We start from the raw sequence: 24,364 nt of genomic DNA on the forward strand, positions 1-24,364 counted from the left end.
TGTCCGGTGGGGCGTGGTGGGTTAGTGTGTGGCGCGGTGGGGAGCCAGGGCCCGTCCCGGGTCCGCGGTGGACACGAGGAGGGCGCATGGGGGAGGTGATCCGGTGTTCGTCGGCAACTACACGTTGCGCCTCGACGAGAAGGGCCGGCTCGCTCTCCCGGTGCGCTTCCGAGACCAGGTGGCCGACGGCATGGTGATCAAGAAGGGCCAGGAGCGCTGCGTCTACGGCCTCACCATGGCCCGCGTCGCAGAGCAGAGCCGCGCCGCCGCCGCGATGGCCCCCGCCGACACCGCCGAGGCCCGCATGCGCGCCCGCCTGAGCTTCGGCTCGATGGTGGAGGTCGAGCCGGACAAGGCCGGCCGCATCACCATCCCGGCGAGCCTGCGCCAGTACGCCGGCCTCGACCGCGACGTCGTGGTGGTCGGCGTCGACACCCGTTTCGAGATCTGGGACCAGGCCACGTGGGACGCCTACGAGGCTGAGCAGGAGGCGGCCTTCGCCGCCATGGAGAGCGAGGGGATGCCCACGCTGTCCTGACCCCGTCCCGCCGGTCGCCCCGGCCGCCGCGCACCCCACCGCGAGCCGTCTTCCCCGCGGCTCGACCGGGTCCGGCCCGAACCGCCTTCCCCGCGGCTCGGTCCGCCGCAGCGGATCCCGGCGTCCCCTCGCCACCGGCCGAGCCGGTGACCGGCACCGGCGGCCTCCGCCCCCCGCGACCGCCTCCTGACGCACTTCCCCGGCGCCAGGCGGCACCGCGGGGGGTGGAGGTCCCCACCTCCGCCCCACCGCGCACCACGGTCCCCACCGCGACCCACCCGCTACCCCCGCGCGGGTGGCCTCCGGCCTGCCCGCAGCCCGCCGCGCGCCCGCCCCTGGCGTCCCATCCGTCGCACGGCGCGCCCGCGAGCTCCCCCAGCCGACCCGCCGCCCGCGTCACCATGTGCACCGCGACTCCGCGCGGGCGACAGCCGTCCCCGCCGGGGAGCCCGACCCGAGGAGACCGACGATGAGCACGCCCGAGCCCACCCGGCCCGCGGTGCACGTGCCCGTCCTCCTCGACCGCGTCACCGAGCTGCTCGGCCCCGCCTGCGCGGCCGACGGCGCCGTGCTCGTCGACGCCACCCTCGGCCTGGCCGGCCACGCGCTCGCCCTCCTCGGCGCCCACCCCGGCCTGCGGTTGGTGGGGCTCGACCGGGACCCGCAGGCCCGCGCCGAGGCGGCCGCCCGCATCGACGCCGCCGGCCACGGCGACCGCGCCACCCTCGTGCCGGCCGTCTTCGACGAGCTGCCCGACGTCCTCGCCCGCCTCGGGCTGACCGAGGTGCAGGCGGTGCTGTTCGACCTCGGCGTCTCCTCGCTGCAGCTCGACCGCCCCGACCGTGGCTTCAGCTACGCCGCCGACGGCCCGCTGGACATGCGCATGGACCCGCAGCACCCGCGCTCGGCCGCCGACGTCGTCAACACCTACTCCGCCGCCGAGCTGGCCCGGGTGCTGCGCGTCTACGGCGAGGAGCGGTTCGCCGCCCGCATCGCCGGGGCGATCGTGCGCGAGCGCGCCCGCGAGCCGTTCAGCGGCACCGAGCGGCTGGCGCACCTGGTGCGCGACTCGATCCCCGCCGCCACCCGGCGCACCGGCGGGCACCCCGCCAAGCGGACGTTCCAGGCGCTGCGGATCGAGGTCAACGACGAGCTCGGGGTGCTGCAGCGGGCGCTGCCGGCGGCCCTCGACGCGCTCGCGGTCGGCGGCCGCCTCGCCGTCATCACCTTCCACTCGCTCGAGGACCGCATCGTCAAGCAGGTCCTCGCGGCGGGCGCCGCCGACCGGACGCCGCCGGAACTGCCGGTTCGGCTGCCCGAGTACGGCCCCGTGCTGCGGCTGCTCACCCGCGGCGGCGAGACCGCCTCGGAGGCGGAGCTGGCCGCCAACCCCCGGGCAGCCTCGGCCCGCGTCCGCGCCGCCGAGCGCATCCGGCGGGCGGCGTGAGCTCCGCCGCCCGGCGCGCCGACCCCCGCGCGGCGGCCGCGGCCGGCCGCGCCGCCGTCCGGGAGACCCCTGCCGCCCCCCGCGCGCTGCGCGCGCTGCCGTCCCGGCCCGTGCGTGCGCTGCCCTCCCGTACCCGCACCACCGGGCCGGCGCCGCGCGTCCCGTCGGTGCCGGAGCTGCGCCTGCTCCCCGGCGGCGCCGGCCTGCGGGCGGTGGCCACCGCCTCCGGGCGCCGCGCGCCGTTCGTCCTGCTCGTGGTCGTGCTCCTGGTGGTCACCACGATCGGCCTGCTGGTCCTCAACACGGCCATCGCGGTCAACTCGCTCAAGGCCACCGAGCTGCGCACCGCCAACGCGGAGAAGGCCGAGGAGGTCCAGGCGCTGGAGCAGCAGGTGGTCTCCGGGGGCACGCCGGCGCAGCTCGCCGCTGCCGCCGTCGCCGCCGGGCTGGTCCCCGCCGGCGCCGCGGCCTACCTCGTGATCGCCCCCGACGGCAGCGCCACCCTCCGCGGGACACCCGAGCCGGCACCACCGAGCGGCCCGCAGGCCGGCACGGAGGGCGACCGTGGCACCCCGTGACAGCTCCCGCGGACGACGGCCCGACCCCACCGGCGACGTCGTCCGCGATGCCGTCCGCGATGCCGCCCGCGACGGCCGCCGCGACCGTCCCCGCGACGGCGAGGTCGCCCGGCGCCGCCCGACCCGCGGCGCGGCCGCCGGTGACGGGGCGCCGCGCGGCCGCCCGGGTGCCGTCCCGCGCCCGGTGCCGGCCCGCGACGGCGGCCTGCGCGGCGGCCCGTCCCGGACCGGCGGGGCACCCCGCTCCGGTGCGTTCGTCCCGCGGCGGGCGGAGGGGCGCCGGCACAGCGGCCGCACCCTCGTGCCCGGACCCGGGCGGCTGTGGTGGGGGCTGGTGCTCGTCGTCGTCCCGCTGCTGGTGGTCACGGGCAAGCTCGTGCTGCTGCAGGGCGTCGACAGTGCCGACCTCGCCTACCGCGCCGAGCAGGACCGGCTGCGCACGTACCCGATCGCGGCGCTGCGCGGGGCGATCGTCGACCGCGACGGCACGCCGTTCGCCTACACCGTCGACGCCTCGCGGGTGGTCGCCGACCCCACCGTCGTCGAGGACCCCGAGCGCGCGGCGCTGGCGCTGACGGCGCTGCTCGACGTCCCCGTGCCCGAGCTGACCGAGCGGCTGTCGGCCGACTCCCGCTACGTGGTGCTGGCCCGGCAGGTCCCGCCCGAGACCGTCGAGGCCATCGAGGAGGTCGGCGTCGGCGGTGTCTCCTTCGAGGACGACCCGCTCCGGCTCTACCCCGCGGGCGCCGTCGGCGGGCAGGTCGTCGGCTTCATCGGGGGCGAGGGCGCCGGTCTCGCCGGCATCGAGGTGCGCTTCGAGGACGCCCTCGCCGGTGCCGACGGGCGCCGCCGCGTCGAGGTCGGCAGCGGCGGCAACCCGATCCCCTCCGGCATCGACGAGTCGACGCCGGCCACCGACGGCAGCACCGTCGAGCTGACCGTCGACCAGGACGTGCAGTTCGTCGTCGAGCAGCGGCTGGCCCAGGCGTGCGCCGACGGCGCGACCACCCGGGCGTCGGCCGTCGTCCTCGACGCGCGGACCGGCGAGGTCGTGGCGATGGGCTCCTGCCCGGGCTACGACCCCTCGGAGGCCCGCAGTACCGACCCCGACCTGCTCGGCAACCCGATCGTCAGCGGCGTCTTCGAGCCCGGCTCGGTCATGAAGGCCGTCACCCTGGCCGCCGCCCTCGAGGAGGGCGCGGCCACGCCCGACACCGTGCTCAGCGTCAACGGCCACATCCAGGCCGGCGACAGGGTCGTTACCGACGCCCACGACCACGCGCCGATCGACTGGACGGTGACCGGCATCCTCGCCAAGTCCAGCAACGTCGGCACGATCATGCTGGCCCGCGAGGTCGGCGACGAGACGCTCGAGCGGTACCTGCGCGCCTTCGGCATCGGCGCGAAGACGGGCATCGAGCTGCCCGGCGAGAGCGCGGGCATCCTGCAGGGCGCCGACGAGTGGGAGGACAGCCGCGCGGCCAACATCGCGATCGGCCAGGGCGTGTCGGTGACCACCCTGCAGATGGCCTCGGTCTACCAGGCCATCGCCAACGACGGCGTCCGCGTCCCGCCCCGGGTCGTCTCCTCGGTCACCGCCCCCGACGGGACGACGACCACGCCGGCGCCGCCGGAGCCGGCCCGCGTGGTCAGCGAGGCCACCGCCGACGACCTCGCACACATGCTCGAGGCCGTCGTCGGTCCCGGCGGCACCGCCCCGCTGGCCCAGGTCGAGGGGTACCGGGTCGCGGGCAAGACCGGCACCGCGCAGCGTGCCAACCCCGAGTGCAACTGCTACGAGGGCGGCGGCTACGTGACGACGTTCGTCGGGTTCGCCCCCGCCGACGACCCGCAGTACGTCGTCGCCGTCGACCTCGAGCGGCCCACCAGCTCCGCCGAGGGCGGCCAGGTCGCGGCACCGGTGTTCGCCGACGTCATGCGGCACGTGCTCACCGACGCCGGCGTCGTGCCCTCGGGCACCGACCGCCCGGACTTCGCGCTGACGCGCGAGGACCTCGCCGAGGCGACGGCAGGCCGGCCCGCCGACGACGACTGAGCGACCGACCTCCCCGAGCACTTCCGCGGAAGTGCACCGTCGGACACCGCCGAGTGCCCGTGGGTGCGCGGGGTGCGACCGGTCCGCCGGTAGATTGGACCGACGTGAGCCCGACCGGACCCGGGTCGGCGCCCCGGCCTGCGGGGAACCGCCCGCTCGCCCTCCGTGCCCTCGCCGACCTCGTCGGCGACCCCGTGCAGGGCGACCCCGCCACCGCCGTCACCGGCGTCACGCTCGCCTCCACCGAGGTGCGGCCCGGTGACCTCTACGCCGCCCTGCCCGGCGCCCGCACGCACGGCGCCCGCTACGCCGCCGACGCCGCCGCGCGCGGTGCGGTCGCGGTCCTCACCGACCCCGCCGGCCGCGAGCAGGCCGCCGCCACCGGCCTGCCGGTGTGCGTGGTCGACGACCCCCGCGGCCGCCTCGGCGACGTCGCCGCCCGGGTCTACGGCGAGCCCGCCCGCCGGCTGCCGGTCATCGGCATCACCGGCACCAACGGCAAGACGACGACCAGTTACCTCGTCGAGGCCGGTCTGGCCGCCGCCGGCCGTGCCACCGGGCTGATCGGCACCGTGCAGTCGCGCACCCGCGGCCGCGACGGGGCCGAGACCACCTTCCCCAGCGTCCGCACCACCCCCGAGGCGCCCGTGCTGCACGCGCTGCTGGCCACCATGGCCGGGTCCGGCGTCGACGCCGTCGTCATGGAGGTCTCCAGCCACGCGCTGGTCCAGGGCCGGGTCGGCGGGGTGCCCTTCGCCGCGGCCGGCTTCACCAACCTCAGCCAGGACCACCTCGACTTCCACGCGGACCTCGAGGACTACTTCCGGGCCAAGGCGCTGCTCTTCGACGGCCGCGCCGCCGCCGAGGTGGTCGTGGTCGACGACGACCACGGCCGCCGCCTGGCCGGGATGGTGGGGGAGCGCGCGGTGACCGTCTCCGCCGAGGGAGCGCCCGCGCACTGGACCGCCACCGACGTCGCCCCGGCCCCCGACGGCGGCTCGCTGTTCACCGTCACCGGCCCCGGCGGCACCTGGCCGGGCGCCACGCGGCTGCCCGGCCGGTTCAACGTCACCAACGCCGTCCTCGCCGTCGCCCTGCTCGACGCCGTCGGCGTGCCGGTGGCCCGGGCGCTGGAGGGGATCGCCGCCACCGTCGTCCCGGGCCGCATGGAGCCCGTCGACGCCGGCCAGCCCTTCACCGCCGTCGTCGACTACGCCCACACCCCCGACGCCGTGGCCACGGCCCTCGCCGCGCTGCGGGCGTCGACGCAGGGCAGGCTCATCACCGTGCTCGGCTGTGGGGGAGACCGCGACCAGGGGAAGCGCCCGGCGATGGGCGCGGCCGCGGCGCTGGGCAGCGACCTCGTCGTCGTCACCGACGACAACCCGCGCTCGGAGGACCCGGCCGCCATCCGCGCCGCCGTCCTGGCCGGGGTGCCGGCCGAGCGCCGCGCCGCCGTCGAGGAGGTCGGTGACCGCCGGGCGGCGATCGCCCGCGCGGTGGCGCTGGCCCGCCCGGGCGACACCGTCCTGGTGGCGGGCAAGGGGCACGAGTCGGGCCAGGAGGTCGCCGGCACGGTGACCCCCTTCGACGACCGGGCCGTGCTGCGGGAGCTGCTCGCCGCGCCGGTCGCGGGGACGACCCCCACCGGGGCGGCCCGCCGGTGATCGCCCTCTCCCTCGCCGAGGTCGCGCAGGCCGTCGGCGCGTCCCTGCCGCCGGGTGCCGACGGGTCGGCCACCGTCACCGGGGTCACCCTCGACTCCCGGGCCGTCGCGGCCGGCGACCTGTTCGTCGCCGTCGCCGGCGAGCGCGTCGACGGGCACGACTTCCTCCACGCCGCCGCGGCCGCGGGCGCCGTCGCCGCGCTCACCACCCGCCCCGGGGGCCCGCTGCCGGCGCTCGTCGTCGACGACACCGTGGCCGGGCTCGGCCGGCTCGCCGCGCTCGTGCACGCCCGCCTCGCCGCGGCCGGCCTGCTGACCGTCGGCATCACCGGCTCGTCGGGCAAGACCTCCACCAAGGACCTGCTCGGGCAGGTGCTCGCCGCCGCCGGCCCGACGGTCAGCCCGCCCGGCTCCTACAACAACGACATCGGCCTGCCGCTCACCGTGCTGTCGGCCGACGGGGACAGCCGCTTCCTGGTGCTGGAGATGGGCGCCCGGGGCGTCGGCCACATCGCCCGGCTGTGCGCGGTCGCCCGGCCCGACGTCGGGGTCGTGCTCAACGTCGGCTCGGCGCACCTCGGCGAGTTCGGCTCGGCGGAGGTCATCGCGCAGGCCAAGGGCGAGCTGGTCGAGGCGCTGCCGGAGGCGGGCACCGCCGTCCTCAACGCCGACGACCCCCGCGTGGCCGCGATGGCCGGCCGCACCCGCGCCCGCGTGGTCACCACCGGCCGCGGCGGGGACGCCGACGTCCGCGCCACCGGCGTCACCCTCGACGACGGCGCCCGCGCCCGGTTCACCCTGGTCGCCAGTGGCGAGGAGCACCCGGTCGTGCTGCAGGTGGTGGGGGAGCACCAGGTGGCCAACGCCCTGTCGGCCGCGGCCGCGGCGCTGGCCGCCGGCATGAGCCCCGCCGCCGTCGCCGACGCCCTGTCGGAGGCGGAGCCGCGCAGCCGCTGGCGCATGGAGGTCACCCGCCGCCCCGACGGCGTGACGGTGGTCAACGACGCCTACAACGCCAACCCCGAGTCGATGCGCGCGGCGCTCGCGGCCCTGGCGGGCCTCCCGGCCGGCCGGCGGGTCGCCGTCCTCGGCGGGATGGCCGAGCTCGGCGCCGGCGCGGTGGCCGAGCACGAACGGCTCGGGCGCGACGCGGTCGCCGCCGGGGTCGACCTGCTCGTCGCCGTCGGACCCGATGCGGTAGGGATGGTGACGGGTGCCACGGCCGCCGGTGCCCGCCACGGGGAGGGCAGCGGGAGCGACGCCGGCACGCGCGTCGAGTCCGTGCCCGACCGGGCGGCCGCCCTCGACCTGCTCTCGGAGGTACTGGTGCCCGGTGACGTCGTGCTGGTGAAGGCCAGCCGGTCGAACGGGCTGGAGGTCCTCGCCGCCGACCTGCTGACCGCCGGGGCAGGCGCGTGAAGTCCGTCCTCGTCGCCGCGGCGTTCGGGCTCCTGATCTCGATCCTCGCCACGCCGCTGGCCGTCCGGGCCTTCCGGCGGCGCGGCTTCGGTCAGGAGATCCGCGACGACGGCCCCGAGTCGCACCTGTCGAAGAAGGGCACGCCCACGATGGGCGGCACCGTCATCGTCGGGGCGACCGTCGCCGGCTACCTGCTCTCGCACCTGTTCCTCATCGGCCAGCCCGGCCGCGGCGTCACCGCCACCGGCCTGCTGCTGCTGTTCCTCATGGTCGGGCTGGGCACCGTCGGGTTCCTCGACGACTACCTCAAGATCCGGCACCGGCGCAGCCTCGGCCTGAACAAGACGGCCAAGCTGGTCGGGCAGCTGGTCGTCGGGCTGACCTTCGCGGTGCTGGCGCTGAACTTCCCCGACGAGGCCGGGGTGACGCCGGCGTCGGAGTCGGTCTCCTACGTGCGCGACATCGAGCCGCTGTTCGTCGGGTCGATCGGCTTCGTGGTGCTGGCGTACCTGTTCATCGCCGGGTTCTCCAACGCCGTCAACCTCACCGACGGCCTCGACGGGCTGGCCGCCGGCTGCTCGGCGATGGTGTTCGGCGCCTACGTCGTCATGAGCTTCTGGCAGTTCACCCACGACTGCGCCACGGCCGCCGTCGACGGGTGCTACCAGGTGCGCGACCCGCTCGACGTCACGCTCGTGGCCGCCGCGGCCCTCGGCGCGTGCCTGGGCTTCCTGTGGTGGAACACCAGCCCGGCGCGGATCTTCATGGGCGACACCGGCTCGCTGGCCCTCGGCGGGCTGATGTCGGGCATCGCGATCGTCACCAGGACGGAGCTGCTGCTGGTCGTCCTCGGCGGCCTGTTCGTCGCGGTGACGCTGTCGGTGGTCATCCAGGTGGCGTTCTTCCGGGCCACGCGGCGGCGGGTGTTCCGGATGGCCCCGCTGCACCACCACTTCGAGCTCGCCGGCTGGGCCGAGAACACCGTCATCGTGCGGTTCTGGCTGGTCACCGGGATGGCCGTGGCCTTCGGGCTGGGCCTCTTCTACGCCGACTGGCTGTCGCTGACCGGCCTGTGAGGAAGGTGGAAGGACCCCGTCCCTCTCACCACTCGCAGGCTCGCGGCGAGCCTCCGGACGGGGCCGTCCGGCACGCCTCGCACGCTCGGCGCGGGTCCCTGCGAGGGGGCCGTTCCAGCACGTCACCTGCTCGGCGCGGGTCCCTGCGAGAGGGTCGTTCCGGCACGTCAACGCGGCGTCCCGGCGGACGGGCACCGCGACACGCGCCGCCCCTGCCGGGACGGAACGGTCCGAGCAGCGACGATGGCCGGATGGACGGCCGCACCGAGTCGACCCGCGCCCGCCGCACGCCCCGCCGGACCTCCCCGGCGGCGCCCTCGCGGCTGCGCGGCCCGGCCTGGCTCGACGGGCCGATGACCAGCTGCCACCTGGTGATCGGCGCGGCCGGGCTGCTGCTGGCGATCGGGCTGGTCATGGTCTTCTCGGCCTCGGCCATCGAAGCCGCGCTCGACGACCAGCCCGCCTGGCGCCCCGGCGTCGACCAGCTCGTCTTCGCCGTCCTCGGCCTCGCCGCGCTCGCCGTGGCCGTGCGGCTGCCCGCGGGGTGGATCCGCCGGTGGTCGCCGGTGGCGCTGGGCGCGGTGACCGTCCTGCTCGTGGCGGTGCTCGTCCCCGGGATCGGCGTCGAGTACAACGGCTCGCGCGCCTGGATCAGCCTCGGGTTCACCGACTTCCAGCCCTCGGAGCTGACCAAGCTGGTCGTCGCGCTGTGGGGCGCCCACGTGCTCGCGCTGCGCGGCCGCCACCTGACGGTCCGGACGCTGCTGCTGCCGCTGCTGCCGGTGTTCGTGCTGCTGTGCGGGCTGCTCATGCTCGAGCCGGACTTCGGCGCGGTGGTCAGCCTGCTGCTGGTGGTCACCGGACTGCTGTGGGCCGGTGGCCTGCCGGCGCGGCTGTGGGGCATCGGCATCGCCAGCGCCGCGACCCTGGCCTACGTCCTGGTCACGAGCTCCCCGGAGCGGACCGAGCGGGTGACCTCGTTCCTGCACCCCTTCGACGACCCCACCAACAGCGGGTTCCAGGCCGTCCGCGGCTTCTACGCGCTGGCCAACGGCGGGCTGTGGGGCGTGGGGCTGGGCAACAGCGCCATGAAGTGGAACCTGCTGCCCGAGGCCGAGTCGGACTACATCTTCGCGATCATCGGCGAGGAGCTCGGCTTCCTGGGCTGCCTGGTGGTCGTCACGCTCTACGCCGTGCTGGCCTACGCCGGCTTCCGGATCGCCCGCCGCTCGGCCGACCGGTTCGTGTCGCTGGCCAGCGTGGCCATCACCGTGTGGCTGGTCGGCCAGGCGGCCATGAACATGGGCTACGTCGTGGGGCTGCTCCCGGTCACCGGGGTCACCCTGCCGCTCGTGTCCGCCGGTGGCACCTCGCTGGTGCTCACCCTCTTCGTCGTGGGGATCCTCATCCGCTTCGCCCGATCCGAGCCCCAGGCCATCGAGTACGCCCGCGTGCACGAGCGCGGCCGGCTGGCCCGCTGGCTGCTGCCGGTGCCGGCGCTCGCCGTCGACCCCGTCCGCCCGCCCCGGAAGCGGCCGGGCCGGGACGCGGCGCCCGCCGGCCTGCGCCGTCCCGTGGACGCTCACCCCGTCGGTGCCCACCCCCTCCGGCGGGCCGGCCGCGCGCACCCCGGTGAGCGCCGGGTGCCCCCGCCGGCCGCGCGCCGCCCCGAGCGCGTGCCCGCCCGGCCCGCCGACCGCCCGGGACGGTCGCGGTGAGCGCCCTGTCGGTAGTCCTCGCCGGCGGCGGCACCGGCGGCCACATCGAGCCGATGCTGGCGCTGGCCGACGCGCTGCGCCGACGCCCCGACGCCCCCCGCATCACCTGCCTGGGGACCGCCCGCGGCATGGAGACCCGGCTGGTGCCCGCCCGCGGCTACGACCTGCGGCTCATCCCGCCGGTGCCGCTGCCGCGCCGGCCCACGCCGGACCTGCTGCGCGTGCCGGGGCGGGTCCGCCGCGCGGTCGCCGACACCCGGGCGCTGCTCGGCGAGCTGTCGGCCGACGTCGTCGTCGGCTTCGGTGGGTACGTGGCGCTGCCGGCCTACCTGGCCGCGCGCCGCGCCGGCGTCCCGGTCGTCGTGCACGAGCAGAACGCGCTGCCCGGGCTGGCCAACCGCATCGGTGCCCGGGTGGCCGCGCGGGTCGCGGTCACCGTGCCGGGCACGCCGCTGCACCGCGGCGAGCACGTGGGCATGCCGCTGCGCACGGCCATCAGCGGCCTCGACCGCGCCGCCACCCGGCCCGCCGCCCGCGCCGGGTTCGACCTGGACGCCGACCGGCCCACGCTGCTGGTCTTCGGCGGGTCGCAGGGCGCGGCCTCGCTCAACCGGGCGGCGGTCGCGGCGGCCGACGCGCTCACCGCCGCCGGGATCCAGGTGCTGCACGCCCGCGGGCCCAAGAACACCGACGTGACGGTGCCGCCGCGCCCGGCCGGGTCGGCGCCCTACGTCGTCGTCGACTACCTGGAGCGGATGGACCTCGCCTACGCCGCCGCCGACCTGGCGCTGTGCCGGTCGGGCGCGGTCACCGTGGCGGAGCTGTCGGCGGTCGGGTTGCCGGCCGCGTTCGTGCCGCTGCCCATCGGCAACGGCGAGCAGCGCCGCAACGCGCTGCCGGTGGTGGAGGCCGGGGGCGGGCTGCTCGTCGACGACGCCGACCTGTCGGCCGCCTGGATCGGGGCCACGCTGGTGCCGCTGCTCACCGACCCTGCCGCGCTGGCCGGGTACGCCGCCCACGCCGCCGCGGCCGGGGTCCCCGACGCCGACGAGCGGCTGGCCGACATCGTGCTGGAGGTGGCGGCCGGTGACCGCTGACGCGACCGCCGCGTGGACCGGGCCGGTGCCCGCCCTCACCGACCTCGGCGCGGTGCACTTCGTGGGGATCGGCGGTGCCGGCATGAGCGGCATCGCCCGGATCCTGCTCGCCCGCGGGGTGCGGGTGTCCGGCAGCGACCGCCGCGACACCCCGACCCTGCTCGCGCTGCGCGCGCTGGGTGCCCGGGTGGAGGTGGGGCACGCCGCGGAGAACCTCGGCGAGGCCGACTCGGTCGTCGTCTCCTCCGCCATCCGCGAGGACAACCCCGAGCTGGCTGCCGCCCGCGCCCGCGGGCTCACCGTGCTGCCCCGCGCGGTCGCGCTGGCCGCGGTCATGGCCGGGCGGCGCAGCGTCGCCGTCGCCGGCACGCACGGCAAGACCTCGACCACCTCGATGCTCACCGTCGCCGTCCAGGCCTGCGGCGTGGACGCCTCCTTCGCGATCGGCGGCAACCTCAACGAGTCGGGCAGCAACGCGCACGCGGGGGAGGGCGACGTCTTCGTCGCCGAGGCCGACGAGAGCGACCGCTCGTTCCTGCTGCTCGCGCCGTACGGGGCGATCGTCACCAACGTCGAGGCCGACCACCTGGACAACTACGGCGACCTCGCCGCCGTCGAGGCCGCCTTCGACCGGTTCCTCGGCACCGTCGCCCCCGAGGGGTTCGTCGTCGTCTGTGCCGACGACCCCGGTTCGGCCCGGCTGCGCGGCGTCCCCACGCCCGCGCGGCTGCGCACCTACGGCACCGCCGACGACGCCGACCTGCGGCTGGTCGACCTCGACGTCGGCCCCGACACCACCAGCTGGACGGCGGTGCACGACGGCACCGTCCTGGGCCGGGTGCGCATCCGGGTGCCCGGCGAGCACATGGCCCGCAACAGCGCCGCCGCCCTGCTGGCCGGCCTGGAGCTCGGCCTGCCCGCCGAGGGGCTGATCGCCGGGCTGGAGCGCTTCGGCGGGGTGCACCGCCGCTTCGAGCTCAAGGGCGTCGCGGCCGGCGTGCGGGTCTACGACGACTACGCCCACCACCCGACGGAGGTCACCGCGCAGCTGCGCGCCGCCCGCGCGGTGGCCGGGCAGGGCCGCCTGGTGGTGGCGTTCCAGCCGCACCTCTACAGCCGCACCCGGGAGTTCGCGTCCGCGTTCGGCGAGGCGCTGGGCCTGGCCGACGAGGTCGTGGTCATGGACGTCTACGGCGCCCGCGAGGACCCCGTGCCCGGCGTCACGGGCGCGCTGGTCGCCGACGCCGTCCCGCTGCCCCCCGGCCGCGTGCACTTCGAGCCCTCGTGGTCGGCCGCCGCGCCCGCCCTGGCCGCCCGCGCCCGGCCCGGGGACCTGGTCATGACCATGGGCGCCGGCAACGTGTCGATGGTGGGTCCCGAGGTCCTGACCGCGCTGGCGGGCTCCCACGACCTGGCCGCGCCCCCGGGTCCCGACGACCTGCCCGCGCCCTCCGGTGACGGGGTGCCCGGCGGGGACGCCGTCCGGTGAGCCGCTCCGGCCTGACGACGGCCGACCGGGAGCGCGGGGTCCCGGTCGAGGTCGCCCGGCCGGCCCGCCGGCGGCGTCGCGACAGCCCCCGTGACCGGCGCCGCCGCCGCATCGCGGCCGCCGTCGCCGCGGTCGCCGTCGTGGCGCTGGTCTGGTGGGCGCTGTGGGCCAGCCCGCTGCTGACGGTCCGCGACGTCCGGGTCGACGGTGCCGGCACGCTGACCGCCGAGCAGGTCCGCACCGCCGCCGGGGTGGCCGAGGGGACGCCGCTGCTGCGGGTCGACGTCGAGGCCGCCGAGGCCCGGGTCGCCCGCCTGCCGCAGGTCGCCTCGGTCCAGGTCGCTCGCGGCTGGCCGGGCAGCGTCGTCGTGACCGTGGTCGAGCGGCGGCCGGTCGCCGTCGTCGAGGACGCCGGCACGCGGTCGCTGGTCGACGCCTCCGGCGTGCTGTTCGACACGGTCACCGGTGAGGTCCCGGACGGCGTGGTGCCGCTCGACGTGCCGACGCCCGGCCCCGGCGACCCCGCCATGCACGCGGCCCTGGACGCGCTCGTCGCGCTGCCCGCCGACGTCCGCGCCCAGGTGTCCGGCGCCGCCGCCGACACGGGGGAGGACGTCACGCTGACCCTGCGCGACGGCACCGTGGTGGTCTGGGGCGGGCCCGACGGCGGCTCCGGCGGCGGCTCCGGCAGCACCGCCGACGCTGCCGCCGACCGCGCCGCCGCACTGGTGGCGCTGCTTGACCAGATCGACGCCGGGGCGCTCGAGCCGGCCGCGACGATCGACGTCAGCGCGCCGGACGCCGTCGTCCTGCGCTGAGGAAGGACCCCCTCGCCCCCCACCGCTCGCAGGTTCGCGCACGGCCCCGTCCCGAGGCTCGCCGCGAGCTCGCGAGCGGTGAGGAGGACGGGGTCCTTCGACCTGCGGGGGGACCGTTCCAGCACGTCACCGCCCCCACCGCTCGCGGGCTCGCGGCGGAACCTTGCCAGGGGGCCGTCCTCATCGCGTCAGCGTGCTCGCGCTGCGTGTGCTCCCGCGTGCGGACCGCTGATCGACCGGCGCGCCGTCGACACGCCGACGCCCGCGACACGCCCGACGCGGAAACCGGAGTGGATCGGTTCACCGGAGAGGCCGGCGACCGGTCTCGACCCGGGGATGAGGGATCACGCAGGCGGGTCGTCACCATCGGTGGTGCAGATGTGACCAGCGAGTCGTCGGAGATCGGTGAGGTCGGGCCGTCGCGACACGCCGGGCCGGGGAGGGTGCTTGTAGGGCCGGACGCGCCCCACCTAACTTCGTCCGCGTCGACCCAGTTGACATAACGCTAAGTCTCCACTTGAGGATGAGGGTCGAGGTCGGGAGCCCCACATGACACCTCCGCACAACTACCTCGCGGTCATCAAGGTCGTCGGCATCGGCGGCGGCGGCGTGAACGCGGTGAACCGGATGATCGAGGTCGGTCTGAAGGGGGTGGAGTTCATCGCCATCAACACCGACGCCCAGGCGCTGCTGATGAGCGACGCCGACGTCAAGCTCGACGTCGGCCGTGAGCTCACCCGCGGCCTCGGCGCCGGGGCGCAGCCCGACGTCGGCCGGCAGGCGGCCGAGGACCACCGCGAGGAGATCGAGGAGGTGCTCAAGGGCGCCGACATGGTCTTCGTGACCGCCGGCGAGGGTGGTGGCACCGGCACCGGCGGCGCGCCCGTCGTCGCCTCGATCGCCCGCAAGCTCGGCGCGCTCACCATCGGCGTGGTCACCCGCCCGTTCTCCTTCGAGGGGAAGCGGCGCGCGGTCCAGGCCGAGTCGGGGATCGAGGAGCTGCGCAACGAATGCGACACGCTCATCGTCATCCCCAACGACCGGCTGCTGCAGCTCGGTGACCGCAACGTCAGCGTCATGGACGCCTTCCGCACCGCCGACCAGGTGCTGCTCTCGGGTGTCCAGGGCATCACCGACCTGATCACCACGCCGGGCCTGATCAACCTGGACTTCGCCGACGTCAAGTCGGTCATGTCCGGGGCCGGCTCGGCGCTCATGGGCATCGGCAGCGCCCGCGGGGACAACCGCGCCCTGCTCGCGGCCGAGCAGGCCATCGCCAGCCCGCTGCTGGAGGCCTCGATGGAGGGCGCCCACGGCGTCCTGCTGTCGATCTCCGGCGGGTCGGACCTGGGCCTGTTCGAGATCAACGAGGCCGCCTCGCTGGTATCCGACGCCGCGCACGCCGACGCCAACATCATCTTCGGTGCCGTCATCGACGACGCCCTCGGCGACGAGGTCCGCGTGACCGTCATCGCCGCGGGCTTCGACAGCGGGCGCCCGTCCTCGCGCAAGGACTCCGCCGCCGCCAGCGCCGGCCCGTCGACCGCGCCGGGCCGGCTGCCCTCGCCGCCGGTGGCGCCGGCGCCGTCCGCCGGTCCGTCGCGGGCCACCGGTGAGCGGCTGGTCGGCACCGTGCCGCCCGCCCCCGTCGCGGCGCCGGCCCCGGTCCGCGCCACGCCGCCGGCCGGGGGGATCACCGTCCCGCCGCTGCCGCCGGTGCAGAACAGCAGCGCCTCGGCCGCCGGCCGCCGTCCGCTCGGCAACGAGGACTTCGAGGAGGAGCTCGACATCCCGGAGTTCCTCCGCCAGTAGTGGAGGACCCCCGTGCCCCCCACCGCTCGCGCGCTCGCGGCGGGCCCCTGCACGGGGGCCACGCCGTGAGCGCTGGACCGGCCGCCTCGCCGGCGGTGCGACCCCGCAGGGGCGTCACCGACCGGCGGGGCGGCCGCTCCGCGTCGCCCTACGACACGTTCAACCTGGGCGCCCACGTCGGCGACGACCCCGGTGCCGTGGCGTCCAACCGGGAGCGCCTGGCCCGGGAGCTGGGTGTGCCCGGGGAGCGCCTGGTGTGGATGGAGCAGGTGCACGGCACCGGCGTCGCCGTGGTCGACGGCCCTGTCGAGGCGCCGCTGCCGGCCACCGATGCGCTGGTGACCCGGACGCCGGGCCTGGTGCTGTGCGTGCTCACCGCCGACTGCGTCCCGGTGCTGCTGGCCGACCCGGTCGCCGGGGTGGTCGCCGCCGTGCACGCCGGCCGGGAGGGCGTCCGGCAGGGCGTCGTCCCGGCGACGCTGGCCGCGATGCGCGGGCTGGGCAGCCGGCCCGGCGACACGACGGCGCTGCTCGGGCCGGCCGTCTGCGGTGCCGACTACGAGGTGCCCCGCGCCATGCAGGCCGAGGTCGCCCGGGTCGCCCCGGCGGCCGCCGTGCGGACCCGCACCGGCACGCCCGGCCTGGACCTGCGCGCCGGGCTCGCCGAGCTGCTGACCCGCGCGGGCGTCGCGCAGGTCGTGCACGACCCGCGCTGCACCGTCGAGGACCGGCGGCTGTTCAGCCACCGCCGCGACGGCGTCACCGGCCGCCAGGCCGGCGTCACCTGGCTCGGCTGACGGACGGCCTCCCCGCCCCCTCCTGCGCACGTCCGCGGAGGTGCGCAGACGAGGCGGGGATGATCGTCGGCATGACCACCCCGGCCGAGCGGCTGCAGGCCGTCCGCGACCGCATCGCCGCAGCCGCGCGCGCCGCCGGGCGCGACCCCGCGTCGGTGGCGCTGCTCGCGGTGAGCAAGACCTGGTCGGCCGACGACGTCCGCGCCCTCGCCGCGCTCGGCCAGGCGGCGTTCGGGGAGAACCGCGCGCAGGAGCTCACCGCCAAGGCCGCCGAGCTCGCCCACCTGCCGCTCGAGTGGCACTTCGTCGGCCAGCTCCAGCGCAACAAGGCCGCCGCCGTGGCCCGCACCGGTGCCGTCGTCCACTCCCTCGACCGCTCCGCCCTCGCGCGGGCGCTGTCCTGGGCGGGGGAGGAGCGCGGTGCCCCGGTCGGCGTGTTCGTGCAGGTCGACCTCGGCGGCGCGGCCGGCGAGCTGGCCGAGCGCGGCGGCGTCGCGCCCGACGACGTCGCGCGCCTCGCCGACGAGGTCGCGGGCCTGCCGGGCCTGGAGCTCCGCGGCCTCATGGCCGTCGCCCCGCGCGGCGAACCGCCGGCTCCCGCCTTCGCCCGGCTCGCCGTGCTCGGCGAGCGCCTGCGCGCCGACCACCCCGGCGCCACCGGGCTCTCCGCGGGCATGAGCGGCGACCTCGAGGAAGCCGTCGCGGCGGGCGCCACGCTGGTGCGTGTCGGAACCGCGCTCTTCGGCTCCCGGCCCCTAACCTCGCCCGGAGTCACACCAGTCACAGGGGTCCCACCGGGGTCCTCGGAGGAGGTCTGATGGCCGGGGCCATGCGGAAGATGGGCATCTACCTCGGGCTCGTCGAGGACGACGACGCCCGCGCCTACGATCGCTACGACGCCCGCCAGGCCGACCACCACGACCGGTACGACGACGGCCGCTACGACGAGCGGTACGACGAGGGGCGCTACGACGACCACCGTGCCGACCCCCGCGGCGGCCGCTACGACGACCGCTACGCCGAGCGTCACCCCGCCGACCGGCACTCCGCCGAGGTGCGCGGGGAGGGCGGCTACGGCGGCTACGACTCGCTGGCCGGCGACCCCGGCTACGACGACCGCTACGCCGACCGCCGCTACGACGGCGAGCGCTTCGACGACCGCGGCGGGCGCGAGGACGGGCCCGCCGACGCCGAGCCGGCCCTGCCGCGCCGCGCCGGTGCCACCCGTCTGGGCCTGGCCACCCCGGTGTCGTCCCCGGCGCCGGTCGCGGCGGCGGGGGAGTCCCGCGTGTCCGCCCCGTCCGGCAACGCCGGCCCGCGCCTCGGCTCGGTCGGCGGCACGATCGGCGGCAGCGCGGGCAGCGGCCCGGCCGGGGGCACGATCGGCGGCACCGTGGGCGGCTCCGTCGGCGGTCCGGCCGCCGCGGGCCTGGCCGCCCGGGAGGCGGTCGCCGCTGCCGAGCCCGCTCCGGCGCCGGCCCCGCAGCCGTACCGGATCACCACGCTGAGCCCGAAGACCTACAACGAGGCGCGGGCGATCGGCGAGGCCTTCCGCGACGGCAGCCCGGTCATCATGAACCTCACCGAGCTCGACCACGCCGACGCGCGCAGGCTCGTCGACTTCGCCGCAGGACTGATCTTCGGCCTGCGCGGTAACATCGAGCCGGTCACGGCCAAGGTGTTCCTGCTCAGCCCGCGGGACGTCGACGTGACGGCCGAGGACAAGGCCCGGATCCGCGAAGGCGGGTTCTTCGCGAAGTCCTGAGGTCGCCCGGCCGGGACGCTGCACGACTGGGCTGCACGGCAGGCGTAGACGGCACCGCGGGTGCCCCGGGACGAGCGAGGACAGTGGCACTCTTCTGGCAGATCGTGTCGTCGATCCTGCTCGTCTTCCTCATCCTGCTGTTCGCGCGTTTCGTCGTGGACTGGGTGATGGTCCTGGCGCGCAGCTGGCGCCCGTCCGGGTTCGTCGCCGCGGGGCTGGAGGTGGTCTACGCGACCACCGACCCGCCGCTCAAGGTGATCCGGAAAGTGATCCCGCCCCTGAACCTGGGGTCCATCCGTCTGGACCTCGCGTTCATGGTGTTATTGATCGCCGTGTACATCCTGCGGAGCATCACGCTCTCCCTCGCCAGCCCGCTCTAGACGCCGTGGCCCGCGTGTGAGGGCCACCCACCCCCATCCGCCGTCCGACCCGAGGTGAGCCCCTTGCCACTCACGCCAGCCGACGTGCACAACGTCGTCTTCAAGAAGCCGCCGATCGGGAAGCGTGGCTACGACGAGGACGAGGTGGACGCGTTCCTCGACGTGGTGGAGGCCGAGCTCGCCCGGCTGATCGAGGAGAACAACGAGCTGCGGTCGAGCTCGAGCACCGGCCGGGTCACCGCCCAGCCGATCGCCCCGGAGCCGACGCCGGCCCCCGCGCCGGCCCCGCCGCCGCAGCCCCCGGTCGCGCGCGAGGACGACACCACCCGCGCCTCCCGGATGCTGGCGCTGGCGTCGGAGACCGCCGACCGCTACGTCAACGAGGCGAAGGCCCAGGCCGACCAGATGGTCTCGGCCGCCAAGGCCAACAGCGACCGGCTGGTCGCCGAGGCGCGGGCCAAGAGCGACCAGATGGTCAACGACGCCAAGCTGCGCGCCGACTCGATGATCAACGACGCGCGCACCCGCGCCGACACGATGGAGCGCGAGGCCCGCGCCAAGGCCGCGGCCCTCGACCAGGACGCCGAGCGCCGCCACCGCGAGGTCATGGGCCCGCTGGAGGAGAAGCGCACCAACCTCGAGCGGAAGATCGAGGAGCTGCGCACCTTCGAGCGCGAGTACCGCACGCGGTTCCGCTCCTACCTCGAGTCGCACCTGCGTGACCTCGACAGCCGCGGCTCGGCCGAGCCGTCGTCGGCCAGCCGGCAGACCCAGCACGCCTCCGCCTGAGGCTCGTCGCCCCCGAACACGACAGAGGCCCCCGGACGGCGTCCGGGGGCCTCTGTCGTGTTCGGGGGCCCGCTTGTGGCCCCTCGGGGCCGGGGCCTCAGCCCTTGACGCTGCCGGCCAGCAGCCCGCGGACGAAGTAGCGCTGCAGGGACAGGAAGACGACCAGGGGCAGCACGATCGACACGAACGCACCCGCGGCCAGCAGGTACCAGTCCGACCCGCGGGTCCCGGCCAGCTCGGCCACCCGCACGGTCAGCGGGACGACGTCGGGAGCGCCGCCGGCGAAGGTCAGCGCCACCAGCAGGTCGTTCCAGACCCACAGGAACTGGAAGACGCCGAACGCGGCGATCGCCGGGGTGAGCAGGGGCAGCAGCACCTGGAAGAAGATCTTCACGTGACCGGCGCCGTCCATGCGGGCGGCCTCGATCAGCGAAGCCGGGATCTCCTTCATGAAGTTGTGCAGCAGGAAGATCGCCAGCGGGAGTGCGAAGATCGAGTGCGACAGCCAGATGGTCCAGAAGGACCCGGCCAGCCCCGCGTCGACGTAGAGGCTCAGCAGCGGGATGAGCGTGACCTGGATCGGGACGACCTGCAGTGCGAACACGGCGACGAACAGCAGGTTGCGGCCCGGGAACTTGATCCAGGCGAACGCATACGCGGCCAGCAGCGCCAGGCTGATCGGGATGACCACCGCGGGCAGCGTGATGACCAGGGAGTTGACGAACAGCGTCGCGAAGTTGGTGGCGCCGCCGTAGAGGACCTCGTTGTAGTTGTCGAGGGTGAACTGCGGATCGGAGAGCGCCGTCCACCAGCCCGAGCGGCGGATGTCGAGCTCCGGCCGGAACGACGTGATCAGCAGTCCCAGCGTCGGCACCGTCCACAGCGCCGCGATGACCAGCGCGATGATCGAGGCAGCGGGGGAGCTGAGCTTGTTCTTCGCGGCCACCGCCCGGCGCTCGGTCCGGGTCAGCCGGCGCTCGTCCGGGGGGACGGGCGCCATGACCGGGGTGGTCGTGGTCATCGGAGCTCCTCGGCGAGACGCAGCTGACGGACGTTGTAGGCGATGATCGGGATGACCAGCAGGAAGAGCAGCACCGCGAGCGCCGCACCCAGACCGAAGTTGAACTGCCGGAAGGCCTGCACGTAGAACTCGTTCGCCACGACGCTGGTGCTGAACTGGCCGCCGGTCATGGTGCGGACGATGTCGAAGACCTTCAGCGTGGTGATGGCGACCGTCGTCACGACGACGACCAGGGCCGGCCGGATGCTCGGCACGGTGACGTAGCGGAACATCTGCAGGCCGCCCACGCCGTCGAGCCGGGCGGCCTCGACGACGTCGTCGGGGATGGCCTTGATCGCCGCTGAGAGCACCGTCATGGCGAAGCCGGCCTGGATCCAGATCATGACCACGATCAGGTAGAAGCTGTTCGACGGCGCGTTGAGCAGGAACTGCTGCGGTTCGAACCCGAGGAGCACCAGCACCTGGTTGAGCAGGCCGATCTGGCGGACCCCGGGCTGGTCGGGGCGGTACTCGTAGACGAACTTCCAGATGACGCCGGCGCCCACCATCGAGATCGCCATCGGCAGGAACACCAGCGCCTTGGCCAGCTTCTCGAAGCGGGTGCGGTCGACGAGGTAGGCGTAGACCAGGCCGAGCCCCGTGGTCACCAGGGGGACCAGGACCACCCACAGGAGCGTGTTGAACAGGACGGTCTGGAAGTTGTCCTCGCTGAAGACCGTGACGTAGTTGTCCAGGCCGACGAACGACGAGCCGTCCCGGTTGTAGAACGACCCACGGACGGTCTCGAGGGCCGGGTAGACGAGGCCGACCGCCAGCAGGAGCAGCGTCGGGCCGACGAAGCCGACCGCGACGATCCAGTTGGGGACCCGCTTGGGCCGGTCGACCGCGAACAGGATCGCGGCCATGACAGCCGCGAACAGGAGGATGGCGAACACCATCAGGGCGATCTTGTGCCCCGTGGTGGTCGCTTCCAGGAACCACTGCACCGCTGACGACCTCTCCTCGGCAACGGAACGCCGGGGGGACCACAGCGACGCTGCGGTCCCCCCGGCCTCCAGGGGGTGGTGGGACGGACGGGCCCGGTCAGCCAGGGGACCGACCGGGCCCGGTGATCAGGACGTCGGCCAGGCGCTCTCGACGTCGGTCAGGACCTGCTGGGTCTGCTTGTCGGTGGCGAGCCAGTTGGTCAGCTCGGTCCACAGCGCACCGGCACCGATCTCACCGGGCATCAGGTCCGAACCGTCGAAGCGGAAGACCGCGTTCGGGTCCTGGAACTGCTCGGCGGCCAGCTGGTCGATCGGCGAGGTGAGGTTCTCGACGTCCAGGCCTGTGTTGGCGCTGACCCAGCCCGGGCCGGAGACCTGGGCCTTGATGTTGGCCCACTCCGGCGAGGAGAGGTAGGTCTGGAAGGCCTGGGTGGCCGGCTCGTCGTTGAACGCCGCGGTGAACTCGCCACCGCCGAGGACCGGCGCGGTGTCGCCCTCGATGGGAGGCAGCGGGAAGGCGAAGATGTCGCCGTCCTCGGAGATGTCGGTGCCCTCCGGCCAGTTGGCCTGGTAGAAGGACGCCTGACGGTGCATGAAGCAGCTGCCGTCGAGGATGGGCAGGCCCGCGTCGGTGAACTCGGTGGTCGCGATCGACTGCACCTCGCCCAGGCCGCCGTTGACGTAGTCCGGGTTCTTGAGGATCCCGCCGACGGTGTCGAGTGCCTGGACGATCTGCGGGTCGTTGAACGGGATCTGGTGGGCGACCCACTGGTCGTAGACGTCGGGCCCGGCGGTCCGCAGGACGACGTCCTCCAGCCAGTCGGTGGCCGGCCAGCCGGTGGCGTCACCGGAGCCGATGCCCGCGCACCACGGCTTGGCGCCGGACTCCGCGATCTGGTCGGACAGCGCGAGCATCTCGTCCCACGTGGTCGGGATCTCGTAGCCGGCGTCGGCGAACGCGGACGGCGAGTACCAGACGAAGGACTTGGCGTTGGCGCCCAGCGGAGCGGCGTAGAACTCGCCGTTGACGGAGCCGTAGTTCTTCCAGCTCTCGTCCCAGTACTCGTCGACGTTCGCCTCGACCTGCTGCGGGGCCGGGACGACGGCGTTCGCGGCCACCAGGTTGGCGAGCAGACCCGGCTGCGGGATGTAGGCGATGTCCGGGGCGTTGCCGCTCTGGACGCGCACGACGAGCTGCGCCTCGAACTCGCGCGATCCCTCGTACTGCACCTCGACGCCCGTGCACTCCTCGAAGGGCACGTAGGAGTCGATGTGCGGCTGGTCCTCGGGGTCGACGATGGAGGTGTAGACGCTGACGGTCTCGCCCTCCAGGTCGCCGAACTCCTCGTAGGGAGCGCAGTCGAGCTCCAGGTCCGAGGCGTTCGTGGCTCCGGCGCCACCACCTCCGCTGGTCGCGCCGGCACCGCAGCCGGCCAGCACCAGCGCCACACCCAGGCCGCCGGCCAGCGCCGTGGAGCGCCGACCTCTCGCGCGCATGGTCATCGGTATCCCTTCGTTCGCTGCGGCGTCGTCGCCGCACGCCGTTATCGGAGACCGGTTCCGGAGGTGCCGGACCGGTCGCCACGTTCGCCCGGGGACGATAGGGGCGCGGACAACCGGTTGCGTGCAACGGTGCTAAACCGTTATGCAACGGCGTGTTCACGGCGTGTTCACGCAGGGACCGCGGAGGCGACCGCCCCGGTGCCGGCAGGTCGTGGGTCGTGACCGGATCACGGTCCGATGACCCGGACGTGTGCCTCCGGCAGACCCTCCGTGCCCTCGCGGCCCTCCGCATGTCACAGTCCGCCTGAGCTCCTCGGCTCAGGAAGGACCCCTCTCATGGCGGCCATCACCTACGACCACGCCACCCTGACCTACCCCGGTGCGACCACGCCGTCGGTCAACGGTCTCGACCTCGACGTCGCCGATGGGGAGTTCCTGGTCCTGGTCGGGCCCTCGGGGAGCGGCAAGTCCACCGCGTTGCGCATGCTGGCGGGGCTGGAGGAGGTGACCGAGGGGTCGATCCGGATCGGGGACCGCGACGTCACCCACCTGCCGCCCAAGGAGCGGGACATCGCGATGGTGTTCCAGAACTACGCGCTGTACCCGCACATGACCGTGGCCGACAACATGGGCTTCGCGCTCAAGATCGCCGGCATGAAGAAGGACGAGATCCGGTCGCGGGTGACCGAGGCGGCCAAGGTGCTCGACCTCGAGCCCTACCTCGACCGCAAGCCCAAGGCGCTCTCGGGTGGCCAGCGGCAGCGGGTGGCGATGGGCCGGGCGATCGTCCGCCAGCCGCAGGCCTTCCTCATGGACGAGCCGCTGTCCAACCTCGACGCCAAGCTGCGCGTGCAGACCCGCACCGAGATCGCCTCGCTGCAGCGGCGCCTGGGCGTCACCACCGTCTACGTCACCCACGACCAGGTCGAGGCGATGACGATGGGCGACCGGGTGGCGGTGCTGAAGGACGGGCTGCTGCAGCAGTGCGACACCCCGCGCAACCTCTACGACCGGCCGGTGAACGAGTTCGTGGCCGGCTTCATCGGGTCGCCGGCGATGAACCTGGTGACGGTGGAGCTGACCGAGGGGGGTGCGCGGCTGGGTGGGCACACGGTGCCGCTGCCGCGCTCGGCGGTCGGCGCGCTGTCCGCCGAGGGCGCGCGCACCGCGACGCTGGGGTTCCGCCCGGAGTCGGTGCAGCTCGTCGGCGCCGGTGAGGGCGTGCCGGTGGAGGTCGTCGTGGTCGAGGAGCTCGGCTCGGACGCCTTCGCCTACGGCAACCTGCACGCCGCCGACACCGCCGGCACCAGCGACAAGATGCTCACCCTGCGGGTCGACGCCCGCAAGCCGCCGGCCAAGGGCGAGGTCGTCCACGTGGGCATCCGCCCGGGGGAGTCCCACGTCTTCTC

21 protein-coding genes are annotated in these 24,364 nt (G+C 75.2%); 18 read left to right on the plus strand and 3 right to left on the minus strand.

Going from position 1 to position 24,364, the window contains the following annotated elements:
* Window positions 1-103 precede the first annotated feature (103 nt).
* From mraZ to BM165_RS12560, 17 genes are all read left to right on the plus strand, one after another.
* A complete protein-coding gene (mraZ, locus tag BM165_RS12480) occupies window positions 104-538 on the plus strand; it encodes a division/cell wall cluster transcriptional repressor MraZ (RefSeq protein WP_075013837.1) in 435 nt (144 codons plus the stop codon).
* A gap of 469 nt (window positions 539-1,007) precedes the next feature.
* Entirely contained in the window at window positions 1,008-1,985 is a 978-nt protein-coding gene (rsmH, locus tag BM165_RS12485; protein ID WP_075013838.1) for a 16S rRNA (cytosine(1402)-N(4))-methyltransferase RsmH, read from the plus strand.
* Window positions 1,982-2,563 carry a cell division protein FtsL gene (locus BM165_RS12490; protein WP_075013839.1) on the plus strand — a complete coding sequence of 194 codons (582 nt, stop codon included), beginning with the start codon at window positions 1,982-1,984 and terminating at the stop codon, window positions 2,561-2,563. Before rsmH ends, BM165_RS12490 begins: the two co-directional genes overlap by 4 nt.
* Window positions 2,550-4,619 (plus strand): peptidoglycan D,D-transpeptidase FtsI family protein, encoded by a 2,070-nt coding sequence (locus BM165_RS12495; protein ID WP_244274193.1) that lies wholly within the window; start codon window positions 2,550-2,552, stop codon window positions 4,617-4,619. Before BM165_RS12490 ends, BM165_RS12495 begins: the two co-directional genes overlap by 14 nt.
* Before the next feature lie 104 nt (window positions 4,620-4,723).
* Window positions 4,724-6,286, plus strand: coding sequence for a UDP-N-acetylmuramoyl-L-alanyl-D-glutamate--2,6-diaminopimelate ligase (locus BM165_RS12500; protein WP_075013840.1), 1,563 nt, complete (start codon window positions 4,724-4,726; stop codon window positions 6,284-6,286).
* A complete protein-coding gene (locus tag BM165_RS12505; RefSeq protein ID WP_075013841.1) occupies window positions 6,283-7,704 on the plus strand; it encodes a UDP-N-acetylmuramoyl-tripeptide--D-alanyl-D-alanine ligase in 1,422 nt (473 codons plus the stop codon). Before BM165_RS12500 ends, BM165_RS12505 begins: the two co-directional genes overlap by 4 nt.
* Window positions 7,701-8,780 carry a phospho-N-acetylmuramoyl-pentapeptide-transferase gene (mraY, locus tag BM165_RS12510; protein WP_075013842.1) on the plus strand — a complete coding sequence of 360 codons (1,080 nt, stop codon included), beginning with the start codon at window positions 7,701-7,703 and terminating at the stop codon, window positions 8,778-8,780. The genes BM165_RS12505 and mraY overlap by 4 nt, the downstream gene beginning before the upstream one ends.
* A 251-nt stretch (window positions 8,781-9,031) precedes the next feature.
* Window positions 9,032-10,498 (plus strand): putative lipid II flippase FtsW, encoded by a 1,467-nt coding sequence (gene ftsW, locus BM165_RS12515; protein ID WP_075013843.1) that lies wholly within the window; start codon window positions 9,032-9,034, stop codon window positions 10,496-10,498.
* Complete coding sequence (gene murG, locus BM165_RS12520) at window positions 10,495-11,595, plus strand: undecaprenyldiphospho-muramoylpentapeptide beta-N-acetylglucosaminyltransferase (RefSeq protein WP_075013844.1); 1,101 nt, start codon at window positions 10,495-10,497, stop codon at window positions 11,593-11,595. The genes ftsW and murG overlap by 4 nt, the downstream gene beginning before the upstream one ends.
* Window positions 11,585-13,084: a UDP-N-acetylmuramate--L-alanine ligase gene (gene murC, locus BM165_RS12525; RefSeq protein ID WP_075013845.1), complete on the plus strand. Its 1,500-nt coding sequence runs from the start codon at window positions 11,585-11,587 to the stop codon at window positions 13,082-13,084. Before murG ends, murC begins: the two co-directional genes overlap by 11 nt.
* Window positions 13,081-13,902 (plus strand): cell division protein FtsQ/DivIB, encoded by an 822-nt coding sequence (locus BM165_RS12530; RefSeq protein ID WP_075013846.1) that lies wholly within the window; start codon window positions 13,081-13,083, stop codon window positions 13,900-13,902. Before murC ends, BM165_RS12530 begins: the two co-directional genes overlap by 4 nt.
* A gap of 549 nt (window positions 13,903-14,451) precedes the next feature.
* Window positions 14,452-15,714, plus strand: coding sequence for a cell division protein FtsZ (ftsZ, locus tag BM165_RS12535; protein ID WP_075013847.1), 1,263 nt, complete (start codon window positions 14,452-14,454; stop codon window positions 15,712-15,714).
* A 65-nt stretch (window positions 15,715-15,779) separates the two neighbouring features.
* Window positions 15,780-16,511, plus strand: a complete 732-nt coding sequence (pgeF, locus tag BM165_RS12540) for a peptidoglycan editing factor PgeF (RefSeq protein ID WP_075013911.1) — start codon at window positions 15,780-15,782, stop codon at window positions 16,509-16,511.
* Between the two features lie 71 nt (window positions 16,512-16,582).
* Complete coding sequence (locus tag BM165_RS12545) at window positions 16,583-17,329, plus strand: YggS family pyridoxal phosphate-dependent enzyme (RefSeq protein WP_075013912.1); 747 nt, start codon at window positions 16,583-16,585, stop codon at window positions 17,327-17,329.
* Window positions 17,329-18,276 (plus strand): cell division protein SepF, encoded by a 948-nt coding sequence (gene sepF, locus BM165_RS26300; protein WP_075013848.1) that lies wholly within the window; start codon window positions 17,329-17,331, stop codon window positions 18,274-18,276. Before BM165_RS12545 ends, sepF begins: the two co-directional genes overlap by 1 nt.
* A gap of 83 nt (window positions 18,277-18,359) precedes the next feature.
* Window positions 18,360-18,656 carry a YggT family protein gene (locus BM165_RS12555; protein ID WP_075013849.1) on the plus strand — a complete coding sequence of 99 codons (297 nt, stop codon included), beginning with the start codon at window positions 18,360-18,362 and terminating at the stop codon, window positions 18,654-18,656.
* Window positions 18,657-18,710: 54 nt separating this feature from the next.
* Complete coding sequence (locus BM165_RS12560; protein WP_280140710.1) at window positions 18,711-19,445, plus strand: DivIVA domain-containing protein; 735 nt, start codon at window positions 18,711-18,713, stop codon at window positions 19,443-19,445.
* A 97-nt stretch (window positions 19,446-19,542) separates the two neighbouring features.
* Here the strand turns inward: BM165_RS12560 and BM165_RS12565 are convergent, their stop codons facing one another.
* The 3 genes from BM165_RS12565 to BM165_RS12575 all read right to left on the minus strand — a co-directional run bounded on the left by BM165_RS12565 (window position 19,543) and on the right by BM165_RS12575 (window position 22,955).
* A complete protein-coding gene (locus tag BM165_RS12565) occupies window positions 19,543-20,466 on the minus strand; it encodes a carbohydrate ABC transporter permease (protein WP_083427289.1) in 924 nt (307 codons plus the stop codon).
* Entirely contained in the window at window positions 20,463-21,452 is a 990-nt protein-coding gene (locus BM165_RS12570; RefSeq protein ID WP_075013851.1) for a carbohydrate ABC transporter permease, read from the minus strand. The genes BM165_RS12565 and BM165_RS12570 overlap by 4 nt, the downstream gene beginning before the upstream one ends.
* A 126-nt stretch (window positions 21,453-21,578) precedes the next feature.
* The gene (locus BM165_RS12575) at window positions 21,579-22,955 is read right to left on the minus strand and encodes an ABC transporter substrate-binding protein (protein WP_075013852.1); all 1,377 of its coding nucleotides are present in this window, start codon (window positions 22,953-22,955) and stop codon (window positions 21,579-21,581) included.
* Between the two features lie 336 nt (window positions 22,956-23,291).
* On the opposite strand from BM165_RS12575, the gene BM165_RS12580 reads away from it, so the two are divergent.
* A partial coding sequence (locus BM165_RS12580) for an ABC transporter ATP-binding protein (RefSeq protein WP_075013853.1) occupies window positions 23,292-24,364 on the plus strand: 1,073 nt, incomplete at its 3' end.

The organism is Geodermatophilus obscurus, from assembly GCF_900115395.1.
Taxonomy (GTDB): Bacteria; Actinomycetota; Actinomycetes; order Mycobacteriales; family Geodermatophilaceae; genus Geodermatophilus; species Geodermatophilus obscurus_B.